Annotated in this window: 27 protein-coding genes, 2 pseudogenes and 1 riboswitch; of the genes and pseudogenes, 8 read left to right on the top strand and 21 right to left on the bottom strand. The window is 36.4% G+C overall.

Going from position 1 to position 23,191, the window contains the following annotated elements; all coding sequences use genetic code 11:
• On the bottom strand, window positions 1-1,254 hold the full coding sequence (locus ACQCVH_RS23245; protein ID WP_426837966.1) for an ATP-binding protein: 1,254 nt from the start codon (window positions 1,252-1,254) through the stop codon (window positions 1-3).
• Window positions 1,255-1,534: 280 nt separating this feature from the next.
• On the opposite strand from ACQCVH_RS23245, the gene ACQCVH_RS23240 reads away from it, so the two are divergent.
• Entirely contained in the window at window positions 1,535-2,116 is a 582-nt protein-coding gene (locus ACQCVH_RS23240) for an SMI1/KNR4 family protein (RefSeq protein ID WP_426837964.1), read from the top strand.
• A gap of 153 nt (window positions 2,117-2,269) precedes the next feature.
• Window positions 2,270-2,641, top strand: coding sequence for a hypothetical protein (locus tag ACQCVH_RS23235; RefSeq protein ID WP_426837963.1), 372 nt, complete (start codon window positions 2,270-2,272; stop codon window positions 2,639-2,641).
• A 174-nt stretch (window positions 2,642-2,815) separates the two neighbouring features.
• On the opposite strand, the gene ACQCVH_RS23230 is transcribed toward ACQCVH_RS23235, so the two are convergent.
• Entirely contained in the window at window positions 2,816-3,103 is a 288-nt protein-coding gene (locus ACQCVH_RS23230) for a TIGR04104 family putative zinc finger protein (RefSeq protein WP_426837961.1), read from the bottom strand.
• 648 nt (window positions 3,104-3,751) lie between these two features.
• Window positions 3,752-5,020, bottom strand: a complete 1,269-nt coding sequence (locus ACQCVH_RS23225) for a methyl-accepting chemotaxis protein (protein ID WP_426837960.1) — start codon at window positions 5,018-5,020, stop codon at window positions 3,752-3,754.
• Between the two features lie 6 nt (window positions 5,021-5,026).
• Window positions 5,027-5,111: riboswitch (cyclic di-GMP riboswitch) on the bottom strand.
• Window positions 5,112-5,653: 542 nt separating this feature from the next.
• On the opposite strand from ACQCVH_RS23225, the gene ACQCVH_RS23220 reads away from it, so the two are divergent.
• Window positions 5,654-6,445, top strand: a complete 792-nt coding sequence (locus ACQCVH_RS23220) for a lipid II flippase Amj family protein (protein WP_426837959.1) — start codon at window positions 5,654-5,656, stop codon at window positions 6,443-6,445.
• Between the two features lie 178 nt (window positions 6,446-6,623).
• On the opposite strand, the gene ACQCVH_RS23215 is transcribed toward ACQCVH_RS23220, so the two are convergent.
• The 3 genes and pseudogenes from ACQCVH_RS23215 to ACQCVH_RS23205 form a co-directional block, all read right to left on the bottom strand.
• A complete protein-coding gene (locus ACQCVH_RS23215; protein ID WP_426837958.1) occupies window positions 6,624-6,818 on the bottom strand; it encodes a hypothetical protein in 195 nt (64 codons plus the stop codon).
• 128 nt (window positions 6,819-6,946) lie between these two features.
• A complete protein-coding gene (locus tag ACQCVH_RS23210; protein ID WP_426837957.1) occupies window positions 6,947-7,351 on the bottom strand; it encodes a hypothetical protein in 405 nt (134 codons plus the stop codon).
• Between the two features lie 80 nt (window positions 7,352-7,431).
• Window positions 7,432-7,954: pseudogene (locus tag ACQCVH_RS23205) on the bottom strand (N-acetyltransferase family protein).
• Between the two features lie 273 nt (window positions 7,955-8,227).
• On the opposite strand from ACQCVH_RS23205, the gene ACQCVH_RS23200 reads away from it, so the two are divergent.
• Both ACQCVH_RS23200 and ACQCVH_RS23195 read left to right on the top strand, forming a co-directional pair.
• Window positions 8,228-8,647, top strand: coding sequence for a MarR family winged helix-turn-helix transcriptional regulator (locus tag ACQCVH_RS23200; protein WP_426837956.1), 420 nt, complete (start codon window positions 8,228-8,230; stop codon window positions 8,645-8,647).
• Between the two features lie 19 nt (window positions 8,648-8,666).
• A complete protein-coding gene (locus tag ACQCVH_RS23195) occupies window positions 8,667-9,059 on the top strand; it encodes a rhodanese-like domain-containing protein (RefSeq protein WP_426837955.1) in 393 nt (130 codons plus the stop codon).
• A gap of 237 nt (window positions 9,060-9,296) precedes the next feature.
• Here ACQCVH_RS23195 and ACQCVH_RS23190 read toward each other — a convergent pair whose 3' ends face one another.
• From ACQCVH_RS23190 to ACQCVH_RS23135, 12 genes are all read right to left on the bottom strand, one after another.
• Window positions 9,297-9,782, bottom strand: coding sequence for a DinB family protein (locus ACQCVH_RS23190; protein WP_426837954.1), 486 nt, complete (start codon window positions 9,780-9,782; stop codon window positions 9,297-9,299).
• 89 nt (window positions 9,783-9,871) lie between these two features.
• Complete coding sequence (locus ACQCVH_RS23185) at window positions 9,872-10,390, bottom strand: YfiT family bacillithiol transferase (RefSeq protein ID WP_426837953.1); 519 nt, start codon at window positions 10,388-10,390, stop codon at window positions 9,872-9,874.
• Window positions 10,391-10,608: 218 nt separating this feature from the next.
• On the bottom strand, window positions 10,609-10,791 hold the full coding sequence (locus ACQCVH_RS23180) for a hypothetical protein (protein ID WP_426837952.1): 183 nt from the start codon (window positions 10,789-10,791) through the stop codon (window positions 10,609-10,611).
• A gap of 16 nt (window positions 10,792-10,807) precedes the next feature.
• Complete coding sequence (locus ACQCVH_RS23175) at window positions 10,808-11,254, bottom strand: DUF2262 domain-containing protein (protein WP_426837951.1); 447 nt, start codon at window positions 11,252-11,254, stop codon at window positions 10,808-10,810.
• Window positions 11,255-11,358: 104 nt separating this feature from the next.
• Entirely contained in the window at window positions 11,359-11,817 is a 459-nt protein-coding gene (locus tag ACQCVH_RS23170) for an NUDIX hydrolase (protein ID WP_426837949.1), read from the bottom strand.
• A 162-nt stretch (window positions 11,818-11,979) separates the two neighbouring features.
• Entirely contained in the window at window positions 11,980-12,411 is a 432-nt protein-coding gene (locus ACQCVH_RS23165) for a hypothetical protein (protein ID WP_426837948.1), read from the bottom strand.
• Between the two features lie 462 nt (window positions 12,412-12,873).
• Complete coding sequence (locus tag ACQCVH_RS23160) at window positions 12,874-13,119, bottom strand: hypothetical protein (protein ID WP_426837947.1); 246 nt, start codon at window positions 13,117-13,119, stop codon at window positions 12,874-12,876.
• Between the two features lie 767 nt (window positions 13,120-13,886).
• Complete coding sequence (locus ACQCVH_RS23155; RefSeq protein WP_426837946.1) at window positions 13,887-14,564, bottom strand: hypothetical protein; 678 nt, start codon at window positions 14,562-14,564, stop codon at window positions 13,887-13,889.
• Window positions 14,565-14,765: 201 nt separating this feature from the next.
• On the bottom strand, window positions 14,766-15,284 hold the full coding sequence (locus ACQCVH_RS23150; RefSeq protein WP_426837944.1) for an NUDIX hydrolase: 519 nt from the start codon (window positions 15,282-15,284) through the stop codon (window positions 14,766-14,768).
• Between the two features lie 152 nt (window positions 15,285-15,436).
• Window positions 15,437-15,793 (bottom strand): hypothetical protein, encoded by a 357-nt coding sequence (locus ACQCVH_RS23145; RefSeq protein ID WP_426837943.1) that lies wholly within the window; start codon window positions 15,791-15,793, stop codon window positions 15,437-15,439.
• Window positions 15,794-15,975: 182 nt separating this feature from the next.
• Window positions 15,976-16,506: a restriction endonuclease gene (locus ACQCVH_RS23140; protein WP_426837942.1), complete on the bottom strand. Its 531-nt coding sequence runs from the start codon at window positions 16,504-16,506 to the stop codon at window positions 15,976-15,978.
• Between the two features lie 921 nt (window positions 16,507-17,427).
• Complete coding sequence (locus ACQCVH_RS23135) at window positions 17,428-18,009, bottom strand: NAD(P)H-dependent oxidoreductase (protein ID WP_426837941.1); 582 nt, start codon at window positions 18,007-18,009, stop codon at window positions 17,428-17,430.
• Window positions 18,010-18,125: 116 nt separating this feature from the next.
• Between ACQCVH_RS23135 and ACQCVH_RS23130 the strand changes: the two genes are divergently transcribed.
• The gene (locus ACQCVH_RS23130) at window positions 18,126-18,488 is read left to right on the top strand and encodes a winged helix-turn-helix transcriptional regulator (protein WP_426837940.1); all 363 of its coding nucleotides are present in this window, start codon (window positions 18,126-18,128) and stop codon (window positions 18,486-18,488) included.
• A gap of 79 nt (window positions 18,489-18,567) precedes the next feature.
• Here ACQCVH_RS23130 and ACQCVH_RS23125 read toward each other — a convergent pair whose 3' ends face one another.
• Window positions 18,568-19,044: an SRPBCC domain-containing protein gene (locus ACQCVH_RS23125; protein WP_426837939.1), complete on the bottom strand. Its 477-nt coding sequence runs from the start codon at window positions 19,042-19,044 to the stop codon at window positions 18,568-18,570.
• Between the two features lie 414 nt (window positions 19,045-19,458).
• A pseudogene (locus tag ACQCVH_RS23120) lies at window positions 19,459-19,647 on the bottom strand (JAB domain-containing protein); the annotation flags it as partial.
• A gap of 279 nt (window positions 19,648-19,926) precedes the next feature.
• Here ACQCVH_RS23120 and ACQCVH_RS23115 point away from each other — a divergent pair.
• On the top strand, window positions 19,927-21,228 hold the full coding sequence (locus ACQCVH_RS23115) for a voltage-gated chloride channel family protein (protein ID WP_426837938.1): 1,302 nt from the start codon (window positions 19,927-19,929) through the stop codon (window positions 21,226-21,228).
• Between the two features lie 31 nt (window positions 21,229-21,259).
• Window positions 21,260-21,871, top strand: a complete 612-nt coding sequence (locus ACQCVH_RS23110) for a DUF421 domain-containing protein (RefSeq protein ID WP_426837937.1) — start codon at window positions 21,260-21,262, stop codon at window positions 21,869-21,871.
• Window positions 21,872-22,678: 807 nt separating this feature from the next.
• Here the strand turns inward: ACQCVH_RS23110 and ACQCVH_RS23105 are convergent.
• The gene (locus ACQCVH_RS23105; protein ID WP_426837936.1) at window positions 22,679-22,993 is read right to left on the bottom strand and encodes a hypothetical protein; all 315 of its coding nucleotides are present in this window, start codon (window positions 22,991-22,993) and stop codon (window positions 22,679-22,681) included.
• Window positions 22,994-23,191: the final 198 nt, after the last annotated feature.

Below are 23,191 nucleotides of genomic sequence, written 5' to 3'. Positions count from 1 at the left end.
TCATGGTTCAACACCTGGAAAGTCAATAATAAATTCTGTACCCACTCCTTCTTCACTTACCACTCTGATTTTCCCCTTAAAGGAATGGATGATTTGGTAGCTGACCATCATCCCGAGTCCTGTTCCTTTTTCTTTGAGAGAATAATAAGGCGATCCAAGGCGCTGGACCTGTTTCAGGTTCATGCCGATTCCCTGGTCCTTGACAACGATCCTGATGTGTCCATCTGCGGTTTGATGGCATGAAAGCGACACGGTGCTGCCATTCGGCATGGACTCCACTGCATTTTTTAAGATATTAAGCAGGGATTGATTCAGCTTCTGGGAATCTGCTTTTATCCAGCAGTCATCCTGAATGTCGGTTTGAAATTCAACCTGCTGATTCACGCTGAAAGTTCGAATCAGCGCTGCTGTACGTTTTAAATGTTCACTGACATTGACTGCTTTATATGTACTGATGGACGGTTTGCCGAAAGTAAGAAGGTCGTTGATGATTTCATTGGCCCGGTCTAATTCTTCAATTGAAAGCTTGATGTATTCTCTTTTGGGATAAGGGAGATCGGGGTCATCAAGAAGCTGAAGAAATCCCCTGGTCACCTGCATAGGATTGCGGATTTCATGGGCAAACACACCGGTGAGTTCACTGATCACCCTGAATTTCTCCGAGTCCTGGACCTTTAGCCTGAGCTGGTGGTTCTCACGGATCTTCTCAACCAATACTGTACAGAACCACGTAACGGCAACCGTAAAAAGCAAATGAATACCCTGAACTTTCAACACGTTGATCGAGAAGCCATTCATGATCCCGGACACTGCCATGCCACAGAGACAGTACAGGAACGATAATCCTGTTGCAATGATGATCCTTCGACCCTTATTCACACGTAAAAATACTCGCTGAACCGACAAAATGACCGGGAGCATAATGATTAACACAATGATAGTAGTCAAAAAACCCATGCTGATCCCGAAAGACAGGCGGTACAAAATGATCATGGCTGTCAAAAACACGCCGGACCATACTCCGAGGTATAACGTTCCAAATAAAAGAGGGATAAACCGGATATCGAGTCGTGCCCCTTCTACGTATTCCACGGGAAACGACATGCACAACACGATGGACAATCCCCATAAAATAGTCATGAACATCTTGATGGACCGGTCCTCTTTCACCTTCTCCAGAATAAACGTAAAGTAACTAAAAATCGGGATCACCATGAGTGTAAATTGCAGCAGAAAATCTTTCACAATACTCATCTGGGCACCATTCGCCTTCTGTTCTATGTACCTTATATATTAGCAAAAATTCACACATTTTGGGTGTTCTTTTTCGAGCCACGGGGTCAGACCCCCTGGCTCATTTCAAAAGAGCCACAGGGTCAGACCCCCTGGCTCATTTCAAAAGAGCCACAGGGTCAGACCCCCTGGCTCTTTTCAAGGCTCATCCAAGATTCCCCCCACTCCCCAGGCAATATATGTTAATATCACTCTATCAGACTCATTTCACTTCCAAAAAGATTCTTAGGAGGAAAAGATAATGGAATTGACCAACAGCTTCTTAAAAGGGCTAAAGAAACATCTATCACCGGAGGAATTAAACGAACTGCATAAAGCGTCAGGTGCTTCCAAAGAGGACCTCAGCACACTAAAATCACACTATCCAAATTGCCCGGAATCACTCTTAAATCTCCTCGAAAATATCGATGGCACCTACTTCAGGAAATATGGCGAGGATCAAATCGCCGTTTGTATCCTAGGATCCGATGTTGAAGACGGGAAATATCCCTATTATCTGCTATCCGCTCAGCAGATGCTCGAAAGCTCAAAAGAAGAGGTGGACATCTCCTATCTATCCGAATATGAAGAAGAGGACGTCGACCCAAAAATCAATCCAGAAGGACTTCTCCCTGGCACCTACCTCCACTTCTCAGACTGTATGAATAATGGCGGAACCTCCAGTCTTTACATTGATTTCAATCCAACTGACCAAGGTGTCTCCGGCCAGATCATCCGCTTTCTGCACGACCCGGACGAATTCAAAGTGATTGCTAACAGCTTTGATGAGTATTTGCAGGGGCTGATTGAGGATGCGTTTCGGTATTTATATGAGGCAGAGTAATCATAGGAATGGGGCCGCTTAGGGATGCAGCTGCCTTTCATTTGCAATCGATGTCACTCACCGAGGGTGCAGAAAGCTACAGTAAAATCATAAAGAGCCAAGGGACCTGTCCCCTTGGCTCTTAGCGGCCAGGTGAGTAGGAAGGAGAAAAACGTGAAAAAACTGCTTTTGCTTGTAACAATATGTTTGGTAGTAACCATAGCGGGAGTTACGTATGAAAATACTGTGGAAATAAAGAAAATTGAGGAACTAATCTATCATACTTCAACAATGAATATTATTATTAATGAAAAAGTAAAAGAGTTAGAGCCCACTGTTCAGTATGTTCTTGAAGTGGAAAACCTGAATGAACCAAATCAAAGGTATTCCATCCTTATCGATGATGAACGAGTATGGAACTTAGTTTCGGAAAGCAGGGAGTACTTTGTTGTAGTAGAATGGTCAGATGGTCTTACTATACCTAATATTGAAGGAAAAGTAGTAAACCTACTTCAGATTGAACCACTTAATACTGATCAGCCATAACAATAAAAGTGTGCCAAGAAACCTTAGTCCATATAATCTGAGGTCTTTCTACTAACTTCGCATTTTGATAATACGACAGTACTCACTCCTCTAACACCCTTTTTATGAAATTACAAAAGCTTCCCATTTTGGCAGCTGATCTGGAGCATAAGCACAGGATTGTTATAATTATACTTACTTAGACTCTTTATAAGTAACAAGAAAAGGTGCCAGCAAAGAACCAGCTATTAAAATAAAAATAGCTATGCCAAGTGTTACTAGAATGTTGCTAAAAGGGGATAGAAAATGACCGAAGGTGAGCATTGGAAGAATAGTTAAAGATACAAAAATCAACCTGCTTAGTATTGTTATTTTATGTGTTGTAGCGCATTGGTTACATTGGATAGGTTTATAACTCCCCCAGAGAGATTTAAAGACTTTACTCCAACTAAAATGGGCAGTGCATTTCTCGCATGTTTGCAAACCTAATCACCTCGATTATTAATACAATTTCTAAGATTGGTTTATAGGCCTTCCCCATTAGAAAAGCCGTCTCGATGTGCAGCTGAGCACTCGAGAGATATACATTCTTAATTATCTTTTCCATTTCGCTCTAAGTTGTCCTTTAATAAATAGCTAGAAGTAATATTGATATTACCATTACAGTCCAAACGATAACCCTTATCATTTGTTTATTAAAAACAAAATAATAGGAAAATAATATAACCCCTATAATACCTGTAACTTGAAGTATGAGATAGAAAAACTTTTTATTCAAAGTTATCTCCATCCTTTTCCTCAATTCTAACATTTTTCCGTTATGTCCAGTTTTATTAACCTGTATCTTACGTACAAAAAAAGGCTGCATCTGCACCCACAAAAGAATTTCTTGTATTACTCGCGTCTTAAATACTCTGGTTGTTTCGCTTTTTTCGTGCCCCATTAAATTTTATATGACCTCTAAAAGGTGCTCCAATTAATAAGAGTCGTTGCTTTTCCCAGAGTCATTAAATACATTTTCTATCAACAATATCATATCTTTTGATACAACCTTAAACCTTCTTGTGATCCACCAGGGACAGATCCATGTCACACAGCTTCAAAAAGAGCCAAGGGACCTGTCCCCTTGGCTTAAACTTTAAATTTCTGTATTAAAGAGTTTAGATCCTCTGCCAGAGAAGATAAAGATTCCGCTGATGCAGAAACTTCTTCCATAGAAGCCAGCTGTTCTTCTGCGGAAGAAGCGATTTCTTGGGTACTCTTTAAGGAAATCATGATGATGTCCCTGACATCCGATACAGATTTTGTAACAGTCCCTGTATCTCTTTCAATCTGATAGGTCCTGGATGAAACAGTTTTAAACTCCGCTTCCAGCTTCTCTATAGAACCTTTAATATCATCAAAAGTCTGATTCAGAGTCGAAACTTTTTGTATGCCTGAAGCTACTTCATTAATCGACATATCCATGGTGTCTAAAACTTCCCTTGTTTCTACCTGGGTTGATTTAATGAGGCCATTAATCTGTTCCGCCGATTTTGATGATTCTTCTGCCAGTTTCCGGACCTCATCTGCTACTATGGCAAATCCCTTGCCATGTTCTCCTGCTCTTGCTGCTTCAATCGCAGCATTCAAAGCCAGCAAGCTGGTTTGCTCTGAAATAGCTGTTATTACACCGGTGATATTTCCAATTTGGTTGGAATGCTCTGTTAACTTTTCCATTGTCTTTGATAATTTTTCTACCGAGTTATTGATTAAATTTAGCTGCTGTAAAGCTTCCTGAATTTCTTTGCTTCCAGCAGCCGCTTTACCGGTAGCCGTTTCGGTCAATGTCTCGACCAGTTGACTGCTTTCTGAGATGACCTGTATGTTTCCGGCCAGTTCATCAATGGACTTTTTGCTTCCATCCATCTGCCTTACCTGGTGTTCTGCCGAGTCCAATTGCTTAGACATTGTAATGGATATTCGTTCACTGGCGCTGGCAGTTTGCTCAGAAGTTGCTGATAGTTCCTGAGAAGTAGATGCCACCTGAAGCCCCGAATCCTGGATTTCCTTAATTAACACTTGTAAATTATCTGCCAGCTGATTAAATACATCACCCAGCTGTTCGAATTGATCATTCGTTTTTAACTCTATTCTTTGTGTAAAGTCATTTTGCTTAAAACGGTTTGCCAAACTGATTAACTTCTTCAACGGCCTGTCAATAAAGAACTTAATCAGAAAATAGATGGCAATAGCACCTATTAATATAGTTGCCCCTGCAGAAATAATATTGATCCCCAGGGTATCGTCAAGATAACGGGCTGATATCTCCGTTATAGCTGTCCTAACCGATATCAGCAAGAAGAGAAGCAGAGATAAAGTAAAAACCAGTTTGAATTGCAGATTTCCTTTAAATTTCAATTATTGTCCTCCTAAAGCCGGTTGCGCTACTAGCTCCCATTTTTTCAAAGCGCCCAAATAAGAAAAAATCATCATTGCTTCTTTGTTTTTTGTTTAGTTCTATCCTTTTATCGGTTTGTCTTAGACAGTTTTGAGAAATATTTTTTATATTTCATTAAATTATTTATTTTTTGATCTTTAAAATTTTTGAGGGAGGTTTGCGCGTATCTCTTGACTATTTGTCACCCATTTAAATCAAAATGTTGACACACTATCAGCTGGTTTTGTTATATAAAAAAAGCCGCCTGAATTGGCAGCTGTGCTTCACCAAATGTTACTTATCAAGCGAAATATCAATCTTGGTATAAACAATAATATATTCCAAACCACTTCACCAATTAGTTCAAACAGGGTACCTTTAATAAAGTCGCCTCTGTTCCTTTTTTTATTTTTCATCTTAGAGCCCCCTATAAATCATCTTTACCTAGCTATACTGATTGGGGATAACAGAATTCCTTCTTTTAAATACTGCCTATTTATTCAATTTCTTCTTTCGCCTTGCCCCGCTTGTGTTAAAATACTTATTCGGTCTTCAAATCAGAATATCCGGTCGCTTCGGAAGTGGTATAATTAGGTAAAAACATGGAGTTTTTTATGAATACTACTTTGTTAATTCTCATTTCTTTGACTCTTATTATTCACTTTGTAGATACTTTAGCTTATTCCGTAAGGCTGAATTCGGTTAAGAGCGGTAAGTTTGCTCTTTCCATATCATTATTTAATACTTTTGTATTACTATCAAGAACAGCCAACATGTTCCAGGCCCCTTTAATTGGCATAATCATTGGTTCTAGTATTGCCAACGACTACGATCCTTTGCCCAGTTTAAGATGGGTAATAGCAGCATCCACTATTGGCACTTTATTAGGCATAGGCTTTATTCCCACTTTTCTAAGAATATTTTCAAAAGCTGTAGACAAGCTTGAAGTGAAAGGCTCTATACCTTCTATTGTAATAGAAGCTCTTCAAGTCACTAATATTAAAAGAATAGCTAAAAGCACCCTTAAACCAAAAAAACATATGCTGCAAAAACTGCGCTATAAAGAGATACCAAAGCGTTTTTTACTCTTAAATACTGCCATTACAGCTATTTATACAATAGGAGTCGTTTCTGCATATTACGCATCTATATTTGTGGCTGAAGAGTTCCGCTTAGCTGCCTCGGCTTCGTCTGGCATGATAAATGGAATCGCAACCATAATGTTAACTCTACTCGTTGATCCTCAATCGGCTATTATAACAGACCAGGCTTTAAGAAAAAAAAGACCATACGGAGATGTCAAAGCTTTAGTGATTTTGCTGATAGGAACAAAATTACTGGGCACTTTATTTGCACAACTATTGATATATCCCGCTGCTAAAATGATTGCAAGTTTTTATAGCTAAATTATTGCGGGAATCACCTATAAATCATATTTAATAGTTCCCATCAGTATTTAGTTCACTTCTGTCTCTGACATTTATAAAACTGTCACTTTTAAGGAATAGGAACACTCGCCTGGTTATGGCAGCTCATCCTATTCCTTAAGCCTTCGAAGTTAAACAAACACCGCTTATTAGAGAATTATTCGTCTTTTTTGGCACCAAGTTTTCTTGAAATGTAGAAACTTATGAAACCAGTAACCAGAAAAAGAAGAAAGGGAATAATTGCAAGTAAAGGCATAATAATTACCCAATAAAGTAAATATGCACTTATTGCAAATATTAAACAACTCACTATGAATAAAAAACTCGATGCAAATTCTTCAAATGCAATCAAAGTACCCGCCTCCCTTTGTTACATCAAACTAATGTCTTATTAATAACCCTGCCCCTTTTATAAAAAACAGCCGCCTGGTTATGGCAGCTATCCTTAAGCAAAACACCCGTTAGTGAAAAGTACGTACTCTATTCTTGATTAAAATGCCACAGCTTTTCTAAAGGAATATCGGATTCTTTAAAACCGAATTTAGTTAACATGATTCGATCTATCGCTCTTTCCGGGTTTCCTTGATACATCTTTATAATAACTTCACAATGTGCCAACGCTAGATGATTTGTAAGCATTCGTGCAAATTCACCGAGTTTTTCTCTATGTTCATCTTTAACAGATTCATTAGAGAAATATGTAGCTGAGACTAAATTGGCACGTTGATCATCATCTTCATAAATTAGCTCTGGCATTTCGAAATCTTCAAATGCTGCAGGTCGAAATTCATCTAATATGACTAAAGTATATTGTTGGTCCCTAAATCGAATATCCCACACTTCAAAGTCTCTTAATCTGATTTTACGTTCAAAATAATCAATCAAACTTATATGCCCCCTTTTGTGGAATAAGAACAGCTACCGGTTTAAGGTTTTTGAACATGTATCTATTAGTTTAACAACTGTTACACGAATTTAAACATAAGGATGTCATCTGCATACTCGTTTTATCTTAATTTCTTTATTTTTCCGTCCTTCTTCTGCAAATCCCATACTTTCATACAAGGATATAGCTCTATGATTAGTCGAAAAGACTCCCAAACTCACCTTTTCTATTAAAGGGTTCTCTTCTGCCCACGTCAAAAGTTCACTAATAAGCATCTTGCCAATACCTCTCCCTCTAAAGTCTCTGTGTATCATTGTTTCAAACGAACCGGTATGACTTAGCCTCTTGCGATCTGGTGATTCGAAAACTATAAAGCCAATGACTTTTCCATCTTTTTCAGCAACGAATAAAGTTTCCCTATCATTTATTAGAACTTTTTGTATCCAGTCTTTTTGTTTTTCTAGTGTTTTATCGAATTCATCTGCTAACGAAATAAGATATTTGTTTTCTGCTATAACATCTCTCTGAATATCGAGCATTGAATTAGCATCTTCTAAATGACCTGTACGTATGCAAACACTTCCCCTATCATTTATCGACAATTTTTTAACCCCCAAAGATATTATTTTAAATCCCTATCATTATTATTTTTTATCCAATTAATCTGCCTTTTATGGAATAAGAAAAGCCGCCTGGACTGACAGCCAACCCGGTACATAAAGCACCCTATAGTTAGAGTATACCTTTTCACCAACTTGTCCATTTTTTACACTCTTTTATTACAGAAATACGCACATACCTACTTGCGTTTTCAAAATTAATCAGTTAAACTGATTATATGTCAAGGTGATTATATGTGGAGGTGAGTATTACTTTTGGAAAAATGGAATCAATCTTATGGTTTTTTGCTTGGAAAAGTTCTTCAGCGAATGGAGGCTAAGTTTGCTGAGGGTCTTGCACCGTATGATATCAACGCTAGACAATACGGTGTACTTTTATTTATTAAAGGAAACCCGTATTCATCACAAAAAGATATTTCTGAAAACCTGCAAATTGATCGCACAACAATGGTAAGCCATATCGATCATTTAGAAACTTTAGGATTTGTAGAGAGGACAAAGAACCCTAATGACAGAAGGTCCTACAGCCTATTGATTACACCAAAAGGTAATGATGTATTAGATTCACGTTGGCAATTTCTGATCAATACAGAATTAGAAGTATTAGCCCCTTTAAGCGATCAAGAAAAACAATTGCTGAAGGAGTTCCTTATTAAAATCTGGACTACACTTTAAAACTGGAGGTAACATATTTATGAACGCACTTGATTATTTTAATGCACGGTTAGAAGCAACGATCAGCCCTATGGATTATATGAGATTGGCACAAGCCGATCCAGAAAAATACTTTTTGATTGATGTAAGAAACGGTCCTATACAGGTAAGAAATATAACTATTAAGGATGCTAATATCATTCCACAGCAAGAGCTTCCAGTTCGTTTACATGAAATTCCGAAAGATAAGGAACTTATTGTTTACTGTTGGGATGTCTGGTGTAATACAGCTGCCAAAGCAGCAACTTTATTATTAGAACGTGGATACAAAGTAAAGGAGTTGACTGGGGGAATTGCGGCTTGGAAAGAGATGAACTTTCCTGTTGCAGATTCTTCTCAAGATGTTAACCTATCTGATCATTGTGGGTGCTGACACTAGTGCAAAATAAAAAAGGAGATTAGAATGTTCTTATCTCCTTTTTACTATATTCAAAAGAAACCAAAACTAAAATAACTTTTTCAGCTAACCTGCCCGCTTTTATAATAAGAAAAGCTGCCTGGTTATGGCAGCTGAAATTACACATAAGCAGTTGCCTGTGGTAATCCCTAAATAGTTCATATCTAAATCCATTGCATTTTTCTTCCGCTTTTTTCCTTTTCCAACCTCGAATTATTTTGTCGAATGAGAGGAAAGTCCCCTACCGATAAGGTTTGCAGAAACAGGTTTTCTCCCCAATTCTCTTGCCCAAATTGATAATTGTCCTATATGGTGAATTTCGTGAGCAATGGCATGACGCATAACTTCACCCCAAGTATCTGTTACAATTCTTCCATCAGGCAGGGTATCGTAAATTAATTGATTTTCCATACTGGCATCCCAGTTGTTCACAAAATTCTCTACTTCTAAGTGGAATTCTGCGTCCAATTTTCGAACCTTGTCCAAGCTGTTATAATGATCAAAACTTTCCTGAAAGTCCGGTTTCCCCTGCAATAGACGTATCCAGCTCCACTCGACATCAACAATATGGAAAAGGGTATGTAAAATACTGCCCATTCCACCCGTCCGGGTTTGCAAAAGCTCTTGCTCACTTAAATCTTCACACCAGTTATACCAGTCTTTTCGTATCATCCAGTTATATTTAAAAAGTGTTTGCATTAAATCCCCTCGGCAATAAGAAATATATTAATCTTAAATTACTGGATCAACGCAGTCATTACTATAAAAGGTATAGCTAACATAGTTCATTACCAGCCCTTACGATTACACAAAGAAGTAATATGTGCCAGATGGTGGCGCCCGTGCCAAGCGTAGATTCCTATATTTTTACTTACTGTAACTTCACCAGAGTATGGGTGGATAAACGTCTTTTCCATATCAGCTGGAATTAGGCTCCGCAAAAGGTCTGTCCAACGTTTATGCAGTGCTTCGAGCAAAGATAGTGAAATATCGATTGGCAGTTTGTAATCAGATAGGTCCGCCCACTTCGTTTCATCATATGGTTTAATGACAGGTTTTGTTTCTGTAAGAGCCAATTTAAAGCGAACGTAGGCATTCATATGACTATCTGCAAGGTGATGTATCACTTGCCGAACAGTCCACCCGCCTGTACGATAAGGTGTATCAAGCTGTTCATCATCTAAGTCCTTCACAGCATCTCGCAGCAATCTTGGTAAATGTTCAATCTCATCGATCCAGTCCCTTATAACACTGTTAGTAATCTCACCATCAAATTGAAAGTTGCCAATTGGATATTTCAAATCCATCTGCTATTCCTCCTTAAGGCTAGCTAAATATTTCTTTTTTAAATATGTAGTTCTACATCCATTCATATTATTCCTTGCATCTATTATGCAACTAACCTTACCTTTATGGAATAAGACTTAATTGCAACTGCTCTGAAAAAGTACCTCTCAAGGTCATTTAAAATCACTCGGAATTTTTACGAGAACATAATCTCCAGTCCACATCTGAGTGGTGGCAATTAACCTCTTTCCTTCTTTTTCAAAGAACAGGCCGGCACCATCTTTTTCTTTAAATTCCCATCCATATGAGACAACATTTGTTTAGTATTTTCATCAGCCATTGAAATACCCTTATCAATTAATAAAGCCGAGTCTATTTTATAGTGTTTATTAAATTTACCTGCCTCGTTAGTCAAAAACATACTCGATCTCTATAAACTAAATATTTGCCTTAACTAACTTAAAGTCATTGTCAAAATAGGCATGTATTCTATGCCCTCCAAATAAACCACCATCATTATATTCACAGTAAATTACACTTATTTTAATGTTAATATGGGAAAGTGTAATTACTTCTTCAAACTCTTCAATTTTTGTATCAAATTCACCTGCATCAACGGCATCCCAAACTAAACTTTCATCATTTTCGTCATATTCGGGCCAAAATTCATTTTTGTATTGTATTAATTCAGTCGCAATGGCTTTTTTAGCGTTTCTATCCAATTCTCCTAAATTTATATAGACCTGTTCAGCAATTTTGAGTATTTCTTCAATATTATTACAGTCTAATGTCCAATGGATTTTTCCCTCTTCGTGTTCATAATTATTAAGTTCTTCATTGTAATGGAAGACTCCAATTAAACTGCTCCGTATTGTTTTTATCATATTAACCCCCCTCTACAATAAATTTAAACTGCTAATTACTCCTGCCCCGTTTGTCACGCAAGAAAAGCCGCCCAATTTGGCAGCTATCCTATACATAATCCCCGTTATCCCAACAATAAGGCATTAATAAATTCCCTTATCACCGGCCGGTCAGGAGGACTAATATTCGAAGGGATTTGATCAAGATCAAAGAAGGCTAAATTTACGACTTCTTCATGATCCATCCTCAGTTCTCCATCAAAATCATTGCAAATATAGGTGGCGGTCACATTGTATACCTCATCACCGTGTGGTAATTTGTAATAAAATTCTTCTCCAGAAAAAACATTAAACAATTTTAAATTTTTCGCTGCCAACCCTGTTTCTTCGTACATTTCTCTCTTTGCTGCTTCTTCTAACGACTCTCCTGGTTCCAGGGATCCCCCAGTCAAGCCCCAGCAGTTATTATCTTTTCTTAATTGCAATAACAGTTTATTGTTCTGGTCCAAAATAATAACACTCGCTCCTGCCATGATAAGAGGGCGGCTGCCGACAATCTTCCTTAAATCCATAATGTAACCCATTGAAATAGCTCCTTAATATAAGATTTCTTATTAGATTTCGAGATTAAAGAGTTAAATCCTTCTTCCATAGACCTGCCCCGTTAGTCATTTAAGAAAAGCTGCTTGGTTTGGCTGTTGAACCGGAACATGAGCACCCTTTAGTTCGATAAAGAAATTAAATATTTATTCTTCAAAAACGTACTCAGGAATATCTTGAGTGACTACTTTTTTAATAAAATCAACTATCTCATTAGACGCAATGCCTTTTTGATATACATCAGTTTTCTGAATAATAAAATTCATATCAATAAGTTCTGCATATGCACAAATACCATTAGCAAACATTTTTGTGTGTTTAATGATATCTTGATATTTTTTATTTTCATCTTCAATTAGATATATATAATTTACTAATTCTTTCCTTTGCACATCTGTATAAATAACAAGGTATCCCAACACTTCAACTGACCGTCCATCCCAGTATTCATCAAAATTATTAGCATCATTTATTCCTAAAATGAAAAAGAATTCTAAATTTGGAGACCGCATCAAGCGTGTAAAGTAGTAAGATTCAAAGTTATCCCTTTTAAATTTTTTAAATTCCTTTTCAAACAAACAAAATTCCCCCCTTTTCAATTATTAAGAAAATCTTACTTGGTAGACCCTTTATTTTTATAGCACCTGCCCCTTTTATAAAAATTGAAAAGCTGTATCATTTGGTAACTGATCTGGAATTATAAGCAACCTTTAACTGGACAGTAGAAGTATCAAGCTAAGCTCGTTTATTCCTTTCTTTTGGCAACGATATAAGCCTCTACAAATCCAATGAGAGCAACAAAAGAGTAACCTATTTTTGTGTCCATCAAATTACTTTGCAGTGCCAAATAACTAAAGATAAGACCTATCGTCACTAGCAGCGAACAAATGATTTTTTTTCTCGTACTCATAAACGATTTCCTCTCCACATACCTACTAAATTTTATCAAACCCTTGATAATAATTAGTAAGCCAAAGGCTCACTTTATAGTGTGTATTAAATTAACCTGCCCCGTTTGTCGGACAAAGATAAATAAATTTTCAAATACCTTTTTTATAAATCTTATAACCAGTTATCACACCTATTAATATCAATAAAATGGCGAATAGGTTTATTACAATAAAGTTCATAACATAGTCACTTGGAGAATAACCTCCCGCCGCTGCTGCTTGATAAGCAGCGTATCCCAACATTGGAAGTACTTTATTCAAAATACTTGTAGTAAATAATACACAGATTCCAATAACAACTATTAAATTACTAAAGAAAAAAAGTACCTTATTCATTGCAACTACTCCTTCCTAACCCTTCATATATTCAACAAACCTCCCTCAATAAAAGAAGCTAAAACGCCAATTTACTCATATTTCCTTAGAATTTCATAGTTGTTTACCCAACGGTAAATACCTTATATCTGGAGGATAAATACTTGAAAGGATATTTCTGAACGCAGTAAGAAAAAAGAGCTGCCCCGTTTGTCATTAAGAAAAGCTGCCTGGCTGGGTAGCAGATGATTTGGATATAAGTCAACCTTAGTTCAAAAGGGCAGCTGTCCAATGTGGCAGCTGCCCTTGATTCTCTTTTGCTATCGTTTCTTTATTAAGTCAACTAATTTTATTAATGCCCAAGTCGACACGAGTAAAGGTAACCCGATTAATGCTAATACTATGACGACCCCTATTAAGGTATCCAATTATTATACTTACCTCATCTCATATTTGACTAGGTTCCGTACCGGTATTATCTACTTATACGAACAGTTAGAAGATCAGTTTCATTTTATTAAACCGGCGCTTCAAAATAACGTCCGTCGGCAGCTTTACTTGGAAAAATGCACCTATCCGTTAAGTTAAAATATAAACACGAGAAGTAATGTTATTACCGAATTTTATAAAAAGGATTTAAAATGTTTTACCTTGTCTATATTTCTATAATCTTACAATAATTGTAACACAGTACTAACAGGAATTTTTAAAGTAACCTGCCCCTTTTATGGTAAAAGAAAAGCCGTCCAGTTTCGGCGGAAGCCTTAACATAAACGCCATATAGAACACTAAGTATAGTCCCTGAAGCTACCTGTCTCAATAAGGACCCCTTCCTTTGGAAGCTTTTTGTACTTGTAAGGGATATGGATTAGCTTTTTGTATTTTTCATTCCAAATAATATTTACGAAATTAGATGGTTCTTTAAGAAAAAGGTCAGGAGACAAGTTTTCATAACGATAACATTCGTTAGGATATGTTTCATCGTATCCAAATAGTTCTAGAACATCTTGTTCAATTGCAATTCCGCCAATTTTATACTCATATACGGAATACAATTCTTTAAGAAAACCTGTAAATACTTCAAATTCCTCTTCTTTCACACCAATTTGATCCCAAGCCGGTTCATCACATTCATCTCCATAAAACCAGAAATTAGCCATTAGTGCATTTGAAGAGACCATTTCTATTTGTAAAGTCGCCTTTCGTTTTCTTGCTATGTAAATATATAATCTTAATCTTAATGAGTGTGTCATTATACACTTCAGATTTTCTTCTTCATAGGGATACCCTTTATCAAAGCAGTCTATATGTTCATTAATGTTATTGTCCACAATTTCAACTTTATAAGTAATTTCAGGCAGCTTATTGATTATTTCTTGTATTTGCTGCTTTTTGCCTCGATTTATTTCCAGCAAAAAACTAACTTCAAGAAAAGGACCGCCTTGCAGCCATTGGGGCCATTTCACTTGCAAACCCTCCTTTGCTTAAACTTAATAATATATTCTTTTTGGTTCTTCAACTATCCTTCCCCTCTGCTATATAAGAAAAGCCGCCAACTTGGCAGCTGTTCTGAAACATAGGCACCCATTCCTTTAAGTACAAACCTCACAATTTTACGTCTTCTAAACTTAATTCCTTATATGAGTTATAATGCAAAATTCCACACCTTAAAGACGAATAGAGCCATAATGATGTCGAGCCTCAAAAAGAAACGCAAGGAAACTCTCATAATAAGGTATAAACTTTTTTTGCTCGATCAGCTTTAAGATTTCCTCTTTAGAAGCCCATTTTGCTGCTTGTACCTCTTCAGTCTGTAACTTCAATTCATTCAAATTACAGTCATATTCAATTAAATAAATATCATCAAAGCCGCGTTCAAAGTTAATAGTAAATTGCGGACGCATCTTTTCAAAGTTATAATGAATGCCAAGCTCCTCGAATAACTCTCTTGAAGCCGCCTGCTGACTTGTATCGCCTGCAACCGCACTGCCGCCACAAGTGACATCCCAAAGATTCGGCCATCCGTGTTTAAAGGGCTGACGCTGCTGAATGAGCATCTCTCCTTTTGAATTAAATATACATACGTGCACCACTAAATGAAACTCGCCTGATGACATGTCATCTCCACGGGTTATTCTTTTCTCAATTTTATTGCGATGCTTATCATATAAATCCCACTTTTCCATCACTAAACTCCCTAAGTTTTTTTGTAACCAGATAAGACTGCGATACTCCTTATTGAAAAAGCCTGCCTCTTTTATGGAATAAGAAAAGCCGCCTGGTTTAGCGGCGTGTGCTTTCCTTTAAGCACCCTATAGTACTCTAAGACCTTTTCCAATCATTTAACGAATTCAACAAGATTAGGTTCTAATGCAATAAAATGAGGCATCCAGCAATCTGAACTTTCCGTTCCGATTTCATGGTTATTTAAGCAAACTCTGTTTATACCATCTAAGCCATCATGGCCACAACAACCGTTTAATCTGCTCTTATCAGAATGATAGTTTGAATTAATTAAGTCCTTCAGGTTTATTATAATGGAGCCTTTTGTTATAACTTCTTTCCTATTATCGATAATAAAAAAGCCTTCAGGTATATAGGCTTCACCATCTTTTGCATTAAGTAAAGATATGTCAGCCAATTCACTAACTTGTTTAGAAATTTCCGCATTACATTTTCGGCAAATAATCTTCATAAAAAAGCACCCCGTTTATGAGACTTTTAATTCAATATCTTAAATCTATTTCTTGATTAAATAAACTGCCCGGTTTATGCAAGAAGGAATTCAACACAGACCAAAACGAACCTGTTACCCACTCAAGAATAATTGAAATAAGAAAAAAACTGCTTTTACAGCAGTAATTTTATGTATACAAGTTAGGCACCCTTATTCATATCTAACATCAATTTCATTAAATGATCCCTGTTCTTCAAAACTACATGATTAGAAGATGCAAGTCTTACAGCTGGATCAGTAAAGTAGTTGTTTGTAATAACCCAACATTCATTTGCGTTATAGTGATTCTTGGCTGAAACAACTTCTTGAACAGCCTTTATGCCAACTTTTTTATTATACCTCTTGGCCTGGACTGCTATTTTTTTATCAGAAACGGTTAATATTAAATCAGCCCCGTAGTCACCAGTTGTTGGAGTCATACGAACTGTATACCCAAGACTTTTAAACAAGACTTGTAAATAGGCCTCAAATTCCCTGCCTTTCATTTTATCAATTTCCATTATGCCCGATTTTCTAATCTTCTGTTGCCTAATGAAATGCATGACTGAAGCCCAGAGTAAGGAGCCTATAAAAAAAGATATAAGAGTAAAAGTTAGCATTGGCTCAGCGGAAATTATCGACCAAATAAATTTTAACCCTATTTCAAATCCAGAAACAAATTTATCCACCATTTGCCGACTCCCTTATACTTTTATTTCAGGATAAATTATAACATTTTATTCCAAATATTTGAATTGGTTTATTCGATTACCTGTCTCTTTTATAAAAACAAGAAAAGCTGCCTCATTTGGCAGCTGATCTGGAACATAAGCATCAAAAAGTTATTTTTGTTAAGGTAAACAATTGTGAAAGAATTTCTCTCATAAAAAAACCTTAATACTTAATTTTGTATTGAGTCTCAATTGAACATTTTTTACACAGTGGTTGATTAAAAAAATCCAACGCAGTTCCCGACTTTGTTTGTCCTTCAACGATTTCTTAAAAATTTTCTCCACTTTTCTCTCTTTGCTTATGCTTTAGATTCTTTATAGCGGTTCTAATGTTTCGCAACATCCCCATATTTTCCCCTGTATATACCCATATTAAAATGTAAATAATTTGCTGTATCCCTATAACTAAAAAGGCACCTAGTATTAATCCTAACAAAAATGGTGACATATTTTCCCCCTTAGTTCTCAATTTCTTTCAATAATGCCTATGATACGTTCACCTCTTTACTTACACACTAATACGCCTATATAAAACAAAAAGTTTCATTGTTTTCTATATCGCCTTTTCTCTAACACTAACCTGACCATGTTATGGAAAATGAAAAGCTGCCTGGTAAAGGCAGCTGATCTTATATGATACGCTCTTGATGAACGATCAAGATTACTTATATCAAGTTATGCGCAAACTCTTGGCAAATTAGAAAATGCTTGGTAAATGCAGCGCCATCATTGTTCCTGACCATTAATCCTCTATAGTATCAATGTTGCATAGTCTCCAGATTTTGAATCGGGGAATTCTTCGTAGTCAGTTTCTCATCAACAAAGGGTACATAGGATCTTTTCCATTCAATAGAGAACTTCCTCTTTTCAGTTCGCTCTACTTCAAATTTCTTGGGTTATTTCTCTTAAAAACTGTTTCCTCTTCTCATCTGTTGTTAAATTAACTCCAGAAAAATGAATCCATTTAGTGTATTCCTTTTTAATTCCCAGGTCAGCTAAAGTTCGGTTAATAAAGACTCCCTGAATAGCATTTCCTCCTTCAGATTCAATATAATCTTTATCCGTTGTAGAAGTGGAAATCACAGATGTTTTTTCTATATTTGTCAATAACCCTTTCAGAGTACCCGTTGTTTTATCCTCCCGGAAAGCGAAGCCACTCAACATCACTTTATCAATAAATCCTTTTAAAATAGCAGGTAAGTCCCACCACCAGACAGGAAATATAAAAATCAACTCAGTTGCCTGGCTCAATTTTTTTTGATATTCCTTAACTAATTCGTAGGGTGTTTCTCCTTTACTAAATTGCGCCAATTCTTCAGCAGTAAATACGGGATTAAACCCATCTTTATAAAGATCGATCACTTGAAATGTATCTTTCTTAGCTTCTAAGTGTTTCGTGATAGAAGTTAAGATTGCATGATTATAGCTTCCTTCCCATGGATGTGCATAGACAATTGTTTTCATTACTGTTCACATCTCCCTTATTTGGTTTATTTTGGTGTACATTCATTTTATTGTATGCTATAACACTCTACAAGTACGGTAATTTAAGTGCGATACTAACCTAAAGGAGAGTGCTGATGGGAGAAGAATCTTGTGTATTTAATGGCGATTTGAAGGATACTGGTTTTGGATATACTTTGTCTTTAATTGGTGGAAAATACAAAATGACCGTTTTATATGCTTTATATTTAAACAATAACCCGATTCGCTATAACCAATTGAAACGGATGCTTGGCAATATTTCTTTTAAAACATTAACCAATACACTAAAGGAACTTGAGGGCGATCAACTAATTCATCGAAAAGAATATCCTCAAGTGCCTCCAAAAGTAGAATATAGTTTATCTGAAAAGGGTTTATCACTGATTCCTGTATTAGATGCCATTTGCTATTGGGGAGAGGACCAATTGGATAAAAGAAAGGACGTCACGAAGTTATAGATCTAAGCTGTTTAAGATTAAATAGGAAACCGAAACGCTTGGATATTTAAAATCCAAGCGTTTCGGTTTTAATTGCTAATTAATGGGAAGCAAAGGCTTCTTTATAATATTCTCTTAACTCAACTGCATTGTCTTTCCATTCAACTGGTTTTCCGTGGACAATCTGGCCAAGGACATCCAGACATCTGTGCCATCCTGCAGCCACATACATTGCCATTTCCTTATCATCAAAAACATGGCTGAAGATCATTTTACATCCTTCACCTTCTTCTAGCAGTGAAATTTGCAGCAAATCATCCACTTCACGGAATTCGAAGATATAGGGTACTTTAAATTCAGTTATGACTGCTTCATATGTTGATCCTTCACCGTCATCAAAGGCAATCTTCCCACCTGTTCTCAGGTCCATCACTCCTGTCGCGAAAGGGTACCATTGAGAGAAGTCGCTGGGCTTCGTGATGACACCGAAAACCTCCTCGCGGCGATAAGGGAAATAACGTTCAAATCTTAAAGCATAGCGGCCACTTGTTTCATACAGAGTGCCATATTCATTCATATTAGTCCCTCCATATATATTTTTAAAAGCTGTTAGTTTTATTCTTCGTCTAATGCTGTAGCCATTGCTTCTCACTTCAATCTCCAAGCACCTTCTGCCTGCGGCGGATACTCTTACCGTTCTGGGGCGATTTCCTGGATCAACGTTCCTCCCCCTTTATTGTACTTCCTGCCAAAGAAAGTTACCTTTAGCATTATCTCGAAATTAACAATATTAAACAAATTTATTCAAAAGTGGGACTTACACCTATTATCCCGAAACTGAATCTTCAATTAACCTCCCTCAATAAAAGAAACTAAAACGTCGATTTACTCATGTTTTCTTAGAATTTCATAGTTGTTTACCAAACGGTAAATGCCTTTATAGCTGGAGGACCTTTACCAATTAACATCAAGGGAGAAATATCCTGGCTAGGTGCTGATACGACACGATGATTGATGCGCTGTTATTTAAGATGGCACTCTTGATTACTTCCCGTGGTATAACTAGGCTTGCGTTCAATCCTCCAACATGGCAGCTATGGACGGCAACTACCTGATTTTTCGTATTCAGACACATAACGAAGAAAACCTCACGGTCATCCTCACCAATGAAATGCGCGGCCCCTGAACGCCTGCCCTTCCCGCCGTCGATTTATTTGAATTATTAATTTTAGTTCTAGCTTCTCATAACCATAAGGAGAGGCCTTTTGTTAAATCTAAACTACATAGGAAGGCTCTTCGTGATAACCCTAAATGAGGGTTGTTAAATAAAATGTAAACCATCATTATTAAGTTAAATTTATGATTAGATGCTATTTTTTTCATAATATCACTTCATTAATTCTAAACAATAGGTAAGACTAACATCATTGATAATAAGAAAGTGGTGATTTGTTAAGACATGACAACATGTAAAAACTTCTTTTCAATTCTTGGTCAATGGATATTGATTGGCTGCATAATTGGTATAGTTGTCGGTTCGACAACACATTCCCTTTTAGAGACAAACGATTTTTTAGGAGATAATATACGTGTAAAAAGGGATTGGCTTATTTTCTTTCTTCCTCTTGGAGGAGTTATCATAGGGTACATATATACGAAATTTGGAAAGGTGTTTTTGAATAATACTTTGAATGACACCGCTAAAGCAAATAATCTTGTGATAGAATCTGTTCATGGAAAAAAAGAGGTTCCGCGAAGAATGGGGTTAATCGTTTATTTCGGTACTTTTATCACAGTCCTTTTTGGCGGTTCTACAGGCAGAGAAGGCGCTGCCGTCCAAATGGGGGCTAGTGTAGCAGAAGCACTCAATAAATTATTTAAGATAAACATACTCGACAAAAGCATTCTAATTATGAGTGGCATCAGTGCTGGTTTTGGGGCTGCTTTTGGAGCACCTATTACTGGTGCTGTTTTTGGAATGGAAATGGCTGCCTTAGGAAAGCTGAAATTAGAAGCACTTGTTCCTTGTCTTTTGGCTAGCTTTGTTGGTCACTATACAACTGCATCCGTTTGGGGACATAAACACGAAGAATTTATTGTAAAGGACATACCGGAAGTTTCTATTCTTTTATTTCTAAAAGTTATACTTTTATCTATTATTTTTAGCCTAATAAGTGTTTTATACTGTCAGTTGAGGCACGGGATACAAAATTACTCCGAGAAGCTTTTTAAGAAAAACCATATGAAAAGGGCCTTCTTTGGAGGCATGATCATTGTAGCATTAACATTAATAATTGGCTCCCAAGAATATAATGGTCGGGGATTAGAAATGTTAGAACAAGCTTTTAAAGAAGAAGTACCTCCCTTTGCCTTTCTAGCCAAACTGATATTTACAGCGGTAACACTTGGAAGTGGATTTGTTGGCGGGGAGGCCATCCCTCTATTTTTCATCGGGGCAACATTAGGTAATACCTTACACTCGTTCATCGATCTTCCTATGTCATTTCTTGCTGCACTAGGATTAATTGCTACCTTTTCTGGAGGTACTAATACCCCTATAGCAGCTTTTCTGTTGGCAATGGAAATGTTCGGTGGAAAAGGATTAGAGTACTTTTTTGTAGCTTGTTTAGTAAGCTATCTATTCTCAGGACATCATGGGCTCTGGCCTTCTCAGAAAATATATGAACCTAAGAGCAGATTATTTAATATTCCCCTCGGAGAGACCATTGAAAATGTAGAGAAGCAGAAAAAGAGTCCTTAGTAAAACTGATTGTCTGGAAAGGAGGAAGCTTGTGGATTTTAACTTCATTTGGAAAGCCATTGTTGTCGTTATTGGGGGAGTCCTGATCCTACGTTTAGCTGGAAGAAAATCAATTTCACAGCTCACAGTTGCTCAGACTGTCATGATGATAGCGGTTGGATCATTGATTATACAACCTGTTGGCGACAGGAACATCTGGATTACAATGGTGATTACTTTTCTAATGGTGATTACACTTCTTTTTATTGAGTACATTGTTTTGAAATACAATGCTCTTGAAACGTTTATATATGGGAAATCACTTATAGTAGTAGAAAACGGCCAAATCAATGAAGACAATCTGAAAAAACTGCGGTTAACAGTTGATATGCTTGAAGTCAGAATGAGACAGCAAAACATTCAGCATTTTTCTGACCTGCAATGGGCTACAATAGAATCGAATGGTCAGTTAGGATATATGTTAAAGTCTGAAAAACACTACGCTACTAAAGAGGATATTCAGATGCTCAAATTGCTAATTGAATCAAATCAATCTCAACTTCAGAATGGAACATCAAGATCTCAAATAAGGAAGTCAGATAACATATTTACTGAGGTCAAAAATAATCACCATAAAGAAACACCTAAAGATTATCTGGATTAAGAGTACTGACAGGAAAATGGCCTTGACTCAAATTTTTCTCTTGTCATCTAAAAGTCACCACATTTGACCAGACACTTGCCTAAACAATGAGATCTTTCTTCAGCGATTCTAGGTATAAATTAAATCAGTTTATAGTAAACATAAAAAAGCCCAAAATGGTAACCAGGATAATTAAGATACCCTAGCTATTTTGGGCTTAATTAATACTGTTAGTTATAGAATTTACTCTCATTAAGTGAAAGATGTAAAGCTACCAATGTTACAGCCCTATTTAGGTTATTTCTATGAGCACCGAAATGATAAATTCGATTTCCTCTACAATGACTGTAACCCCTGTAAAACAAACACCCGTTCATTAGAGTATTATTCTTTTTTGGCAACAAGTTTTCTTGAACTGTAGAAGCATATTAAACCAGTAACCAGAAAAAGAAGAAAAGGAATAGTTGCAAGTAAAGGCATAATAATTACCCAATAAAGTAAATATGCACTTATTGCGCATATTAGGCAACTCACTATAAATAAAAAACTCGATGCAAATTCTTTAAATGCAATCAAAGTACCCACCTGCCTTTGTTACATCAATTTTAGCATGTCGTATTTAATAAACCTGCCCCGTTAGTCACATAAGAATAGCTACCTGGTTTGGCAGCTGTACTGGAACATAAGCTCCCGGTAGTTATATGAGGGGCATTTATTCACCAAAAACGTACTCGGGAATATCTTGAGTGACTACTTTTTTAATAAAACCAACTATCACATTAGACGCAATGACTTTTTGATATACATCAGTTTTCTGGATAATAAAATTCATATCAATAAGTTCTGCATATGCACAAATACCATTAGCAAACATTTTTGTGTGTTTAATGATATCTTGATATTTTTTATTTCATCTTCAATTAGATATATATAATTTACTAATTCTTTCCTTTGCACATCTGTATAAATAACAAGGTATCCCAACACTTCAACTGACCGTCCATCCCAGTATTCATCAAAATTATTAGCATCATTTATTCCTAAAATGAAAAAGAATTCTAAATTTGGAGACCGCATCAAGCGTGTAAAGTAGTAAGATTCAAAGTTATCCCTTTTAAATTTTTTAAATTCCTTTTCAAACAAACAAAATTCCCCCCCTTTTCAATTATTAAGAAAATCTTACTTGGTAGACCCTTTATTTTTATAGCACTAACCTCCCTCAATAAAAGAAGCTAAAACGCCGATTTACTCATGTTTTCTTAGAATTTCATAGTTGTTTACCAAACGGTAAATGCCTTTATATCTGGAGTATATATACTTGAAAGGATATTTCTGGACACA

It is taken from the genome of Bacillus infantis (genome assembly GCF_050107595.1).
In the GTDB taxonomy this organism is placed as follows: Bacteria; Bacillota; Bacilli; order Bacillales; family Cytobacillaceae; genus Bacillus_AB; species Bacillus_AB infantis_C.
Note: the sequence above shows the minus strand (reverse complement) of the source record. Positions and strands in the feature narration are given on the sequence as shown.

Excerpts from the sequence above, each read along its gene's own strand:
- ACQCVH_RS23115 (WP_426837938.1), top strand. The coding sequence starts at position 19,927 with ATGACAACATGTAAAAACTTCTTTTCAATTCTTGGTCAATGGATATTG.
- ACQCVH_RS23175 (WP_426837951.1), bottom strand. The coding sequence starts at position 11,254 with ATGATAAAAACAATACGGAGCAGTTTAATTGGAGTCTTCCATTACAAT.
- ACQCVH_RS23130 (WP_426837940.1), top strand. The coding sequence starts at position 18,126 with ATGGGAGAAGAATCTTGTGTATTTAATGGCGATTTGAAGGATACTGGT.
- ACQCVH_RS23190 (WP_426837954.1), bottom strand. The coding sequence starts at position 9,782 with ATGCAAACACTTTTTAAATATAACTGGATGATACGAAAAGACTGGTAT.
- ACQCVH_RS23150 (WP_426837944.1), bottom strand. The coding sequence starts at position 15,284 with ATGGAAAAGTGGGATTTATATGATAAGCATCGCAATAAAATTGAGAAA.
- ACQCVH_RS23245 (WP_426837966.1), bottom strand. The coding sequence starts at position 1,254 with ATGAGTATTGTGAAAGATTTTCTGCTGCAATTTACACTCATGGTGATC.
- ACQCVH_RS23180 (WP_426837952.1), bottom strand. The coding sequence starts at position 10,791 with ATGTTTTTGACTAACGAGGCAGGTAAATTTAATAAACACTATAAAATA.
- ACQCVH_RS23160 (WP_426837947.1), bottom strand. The coding sequence starts at position 13,119 with ATGAATAAGGTACTTTTTTTCTTTAGTAATTTAATAGTTGTTATTGGA.
- ACQCVH_RS23240 (WP_426837964.1), top strand. The coding sequence starts at position 1,535 with ATGGAATTGACCAACAGCTTCTTAAAAGGGCTAAAGAAACATCTATCA.
- ACQCVH_RS23195 (WP_426837955.1), top strand. The coding sequence starts at position 8,667 with ATGAACGCACTTGATTATTTTAATGCACGGTTAGAAGCAACGATCAGC.
- ACQCVH_RS23185 (WP_426837953.1), bottom strand. The coding sequence starts at position 10,390 with ATGGATTTGAAATATCCAATTGGCAACTTTCAATTTGATGGTGAGATT.
- ACQCVH_RS23125 (WP_426837939.1), bottom strand. The coding sequence starts at position 19,044 with ATGAATGAATATGGCACTCTGTATGAAACAAGTGGCCGCTATGCTTTA.
- ACQCVH_RS23140 (WP_426837942.1), bottom strand. The coding sequence starts at position 16,506 with ATGGTGGATAAATTTGTTTCTGGATTTGAAATAGGGTTAAAATTTATT.
- ACQCVH_RS23135 (WP_426837941.1), bottom strand. The coding sequence starts at position 18,009 with ATGAAAACAATTGTCTATGCACATCCATGGGAAGGAAGCTATAATCAT.
- ACQCVH_RS23170 (WP_426837949.1), bottom strand. The coding sequence starts at position 11,817 with ATGGGTTACATTATGGATTTAAGGAAGATTGTCGGCAGCCGCCCTCTT.
- ACQCVH_RS23145 (WP_426837943.1), bottom strand. The coding sequence starts at position 15,793 with ATGAAGATTATTTGCCGAAAATGTAATGCGGAAATTTCTAAACAAGTT.
- ACQCVH_RS23220 (WP_426837959.1), top strand. The coding sequence starts at position 5,654 with ATGAATACTACTTTGTTAATTCTCATTTCTTTGACTCTTATTATTCAC.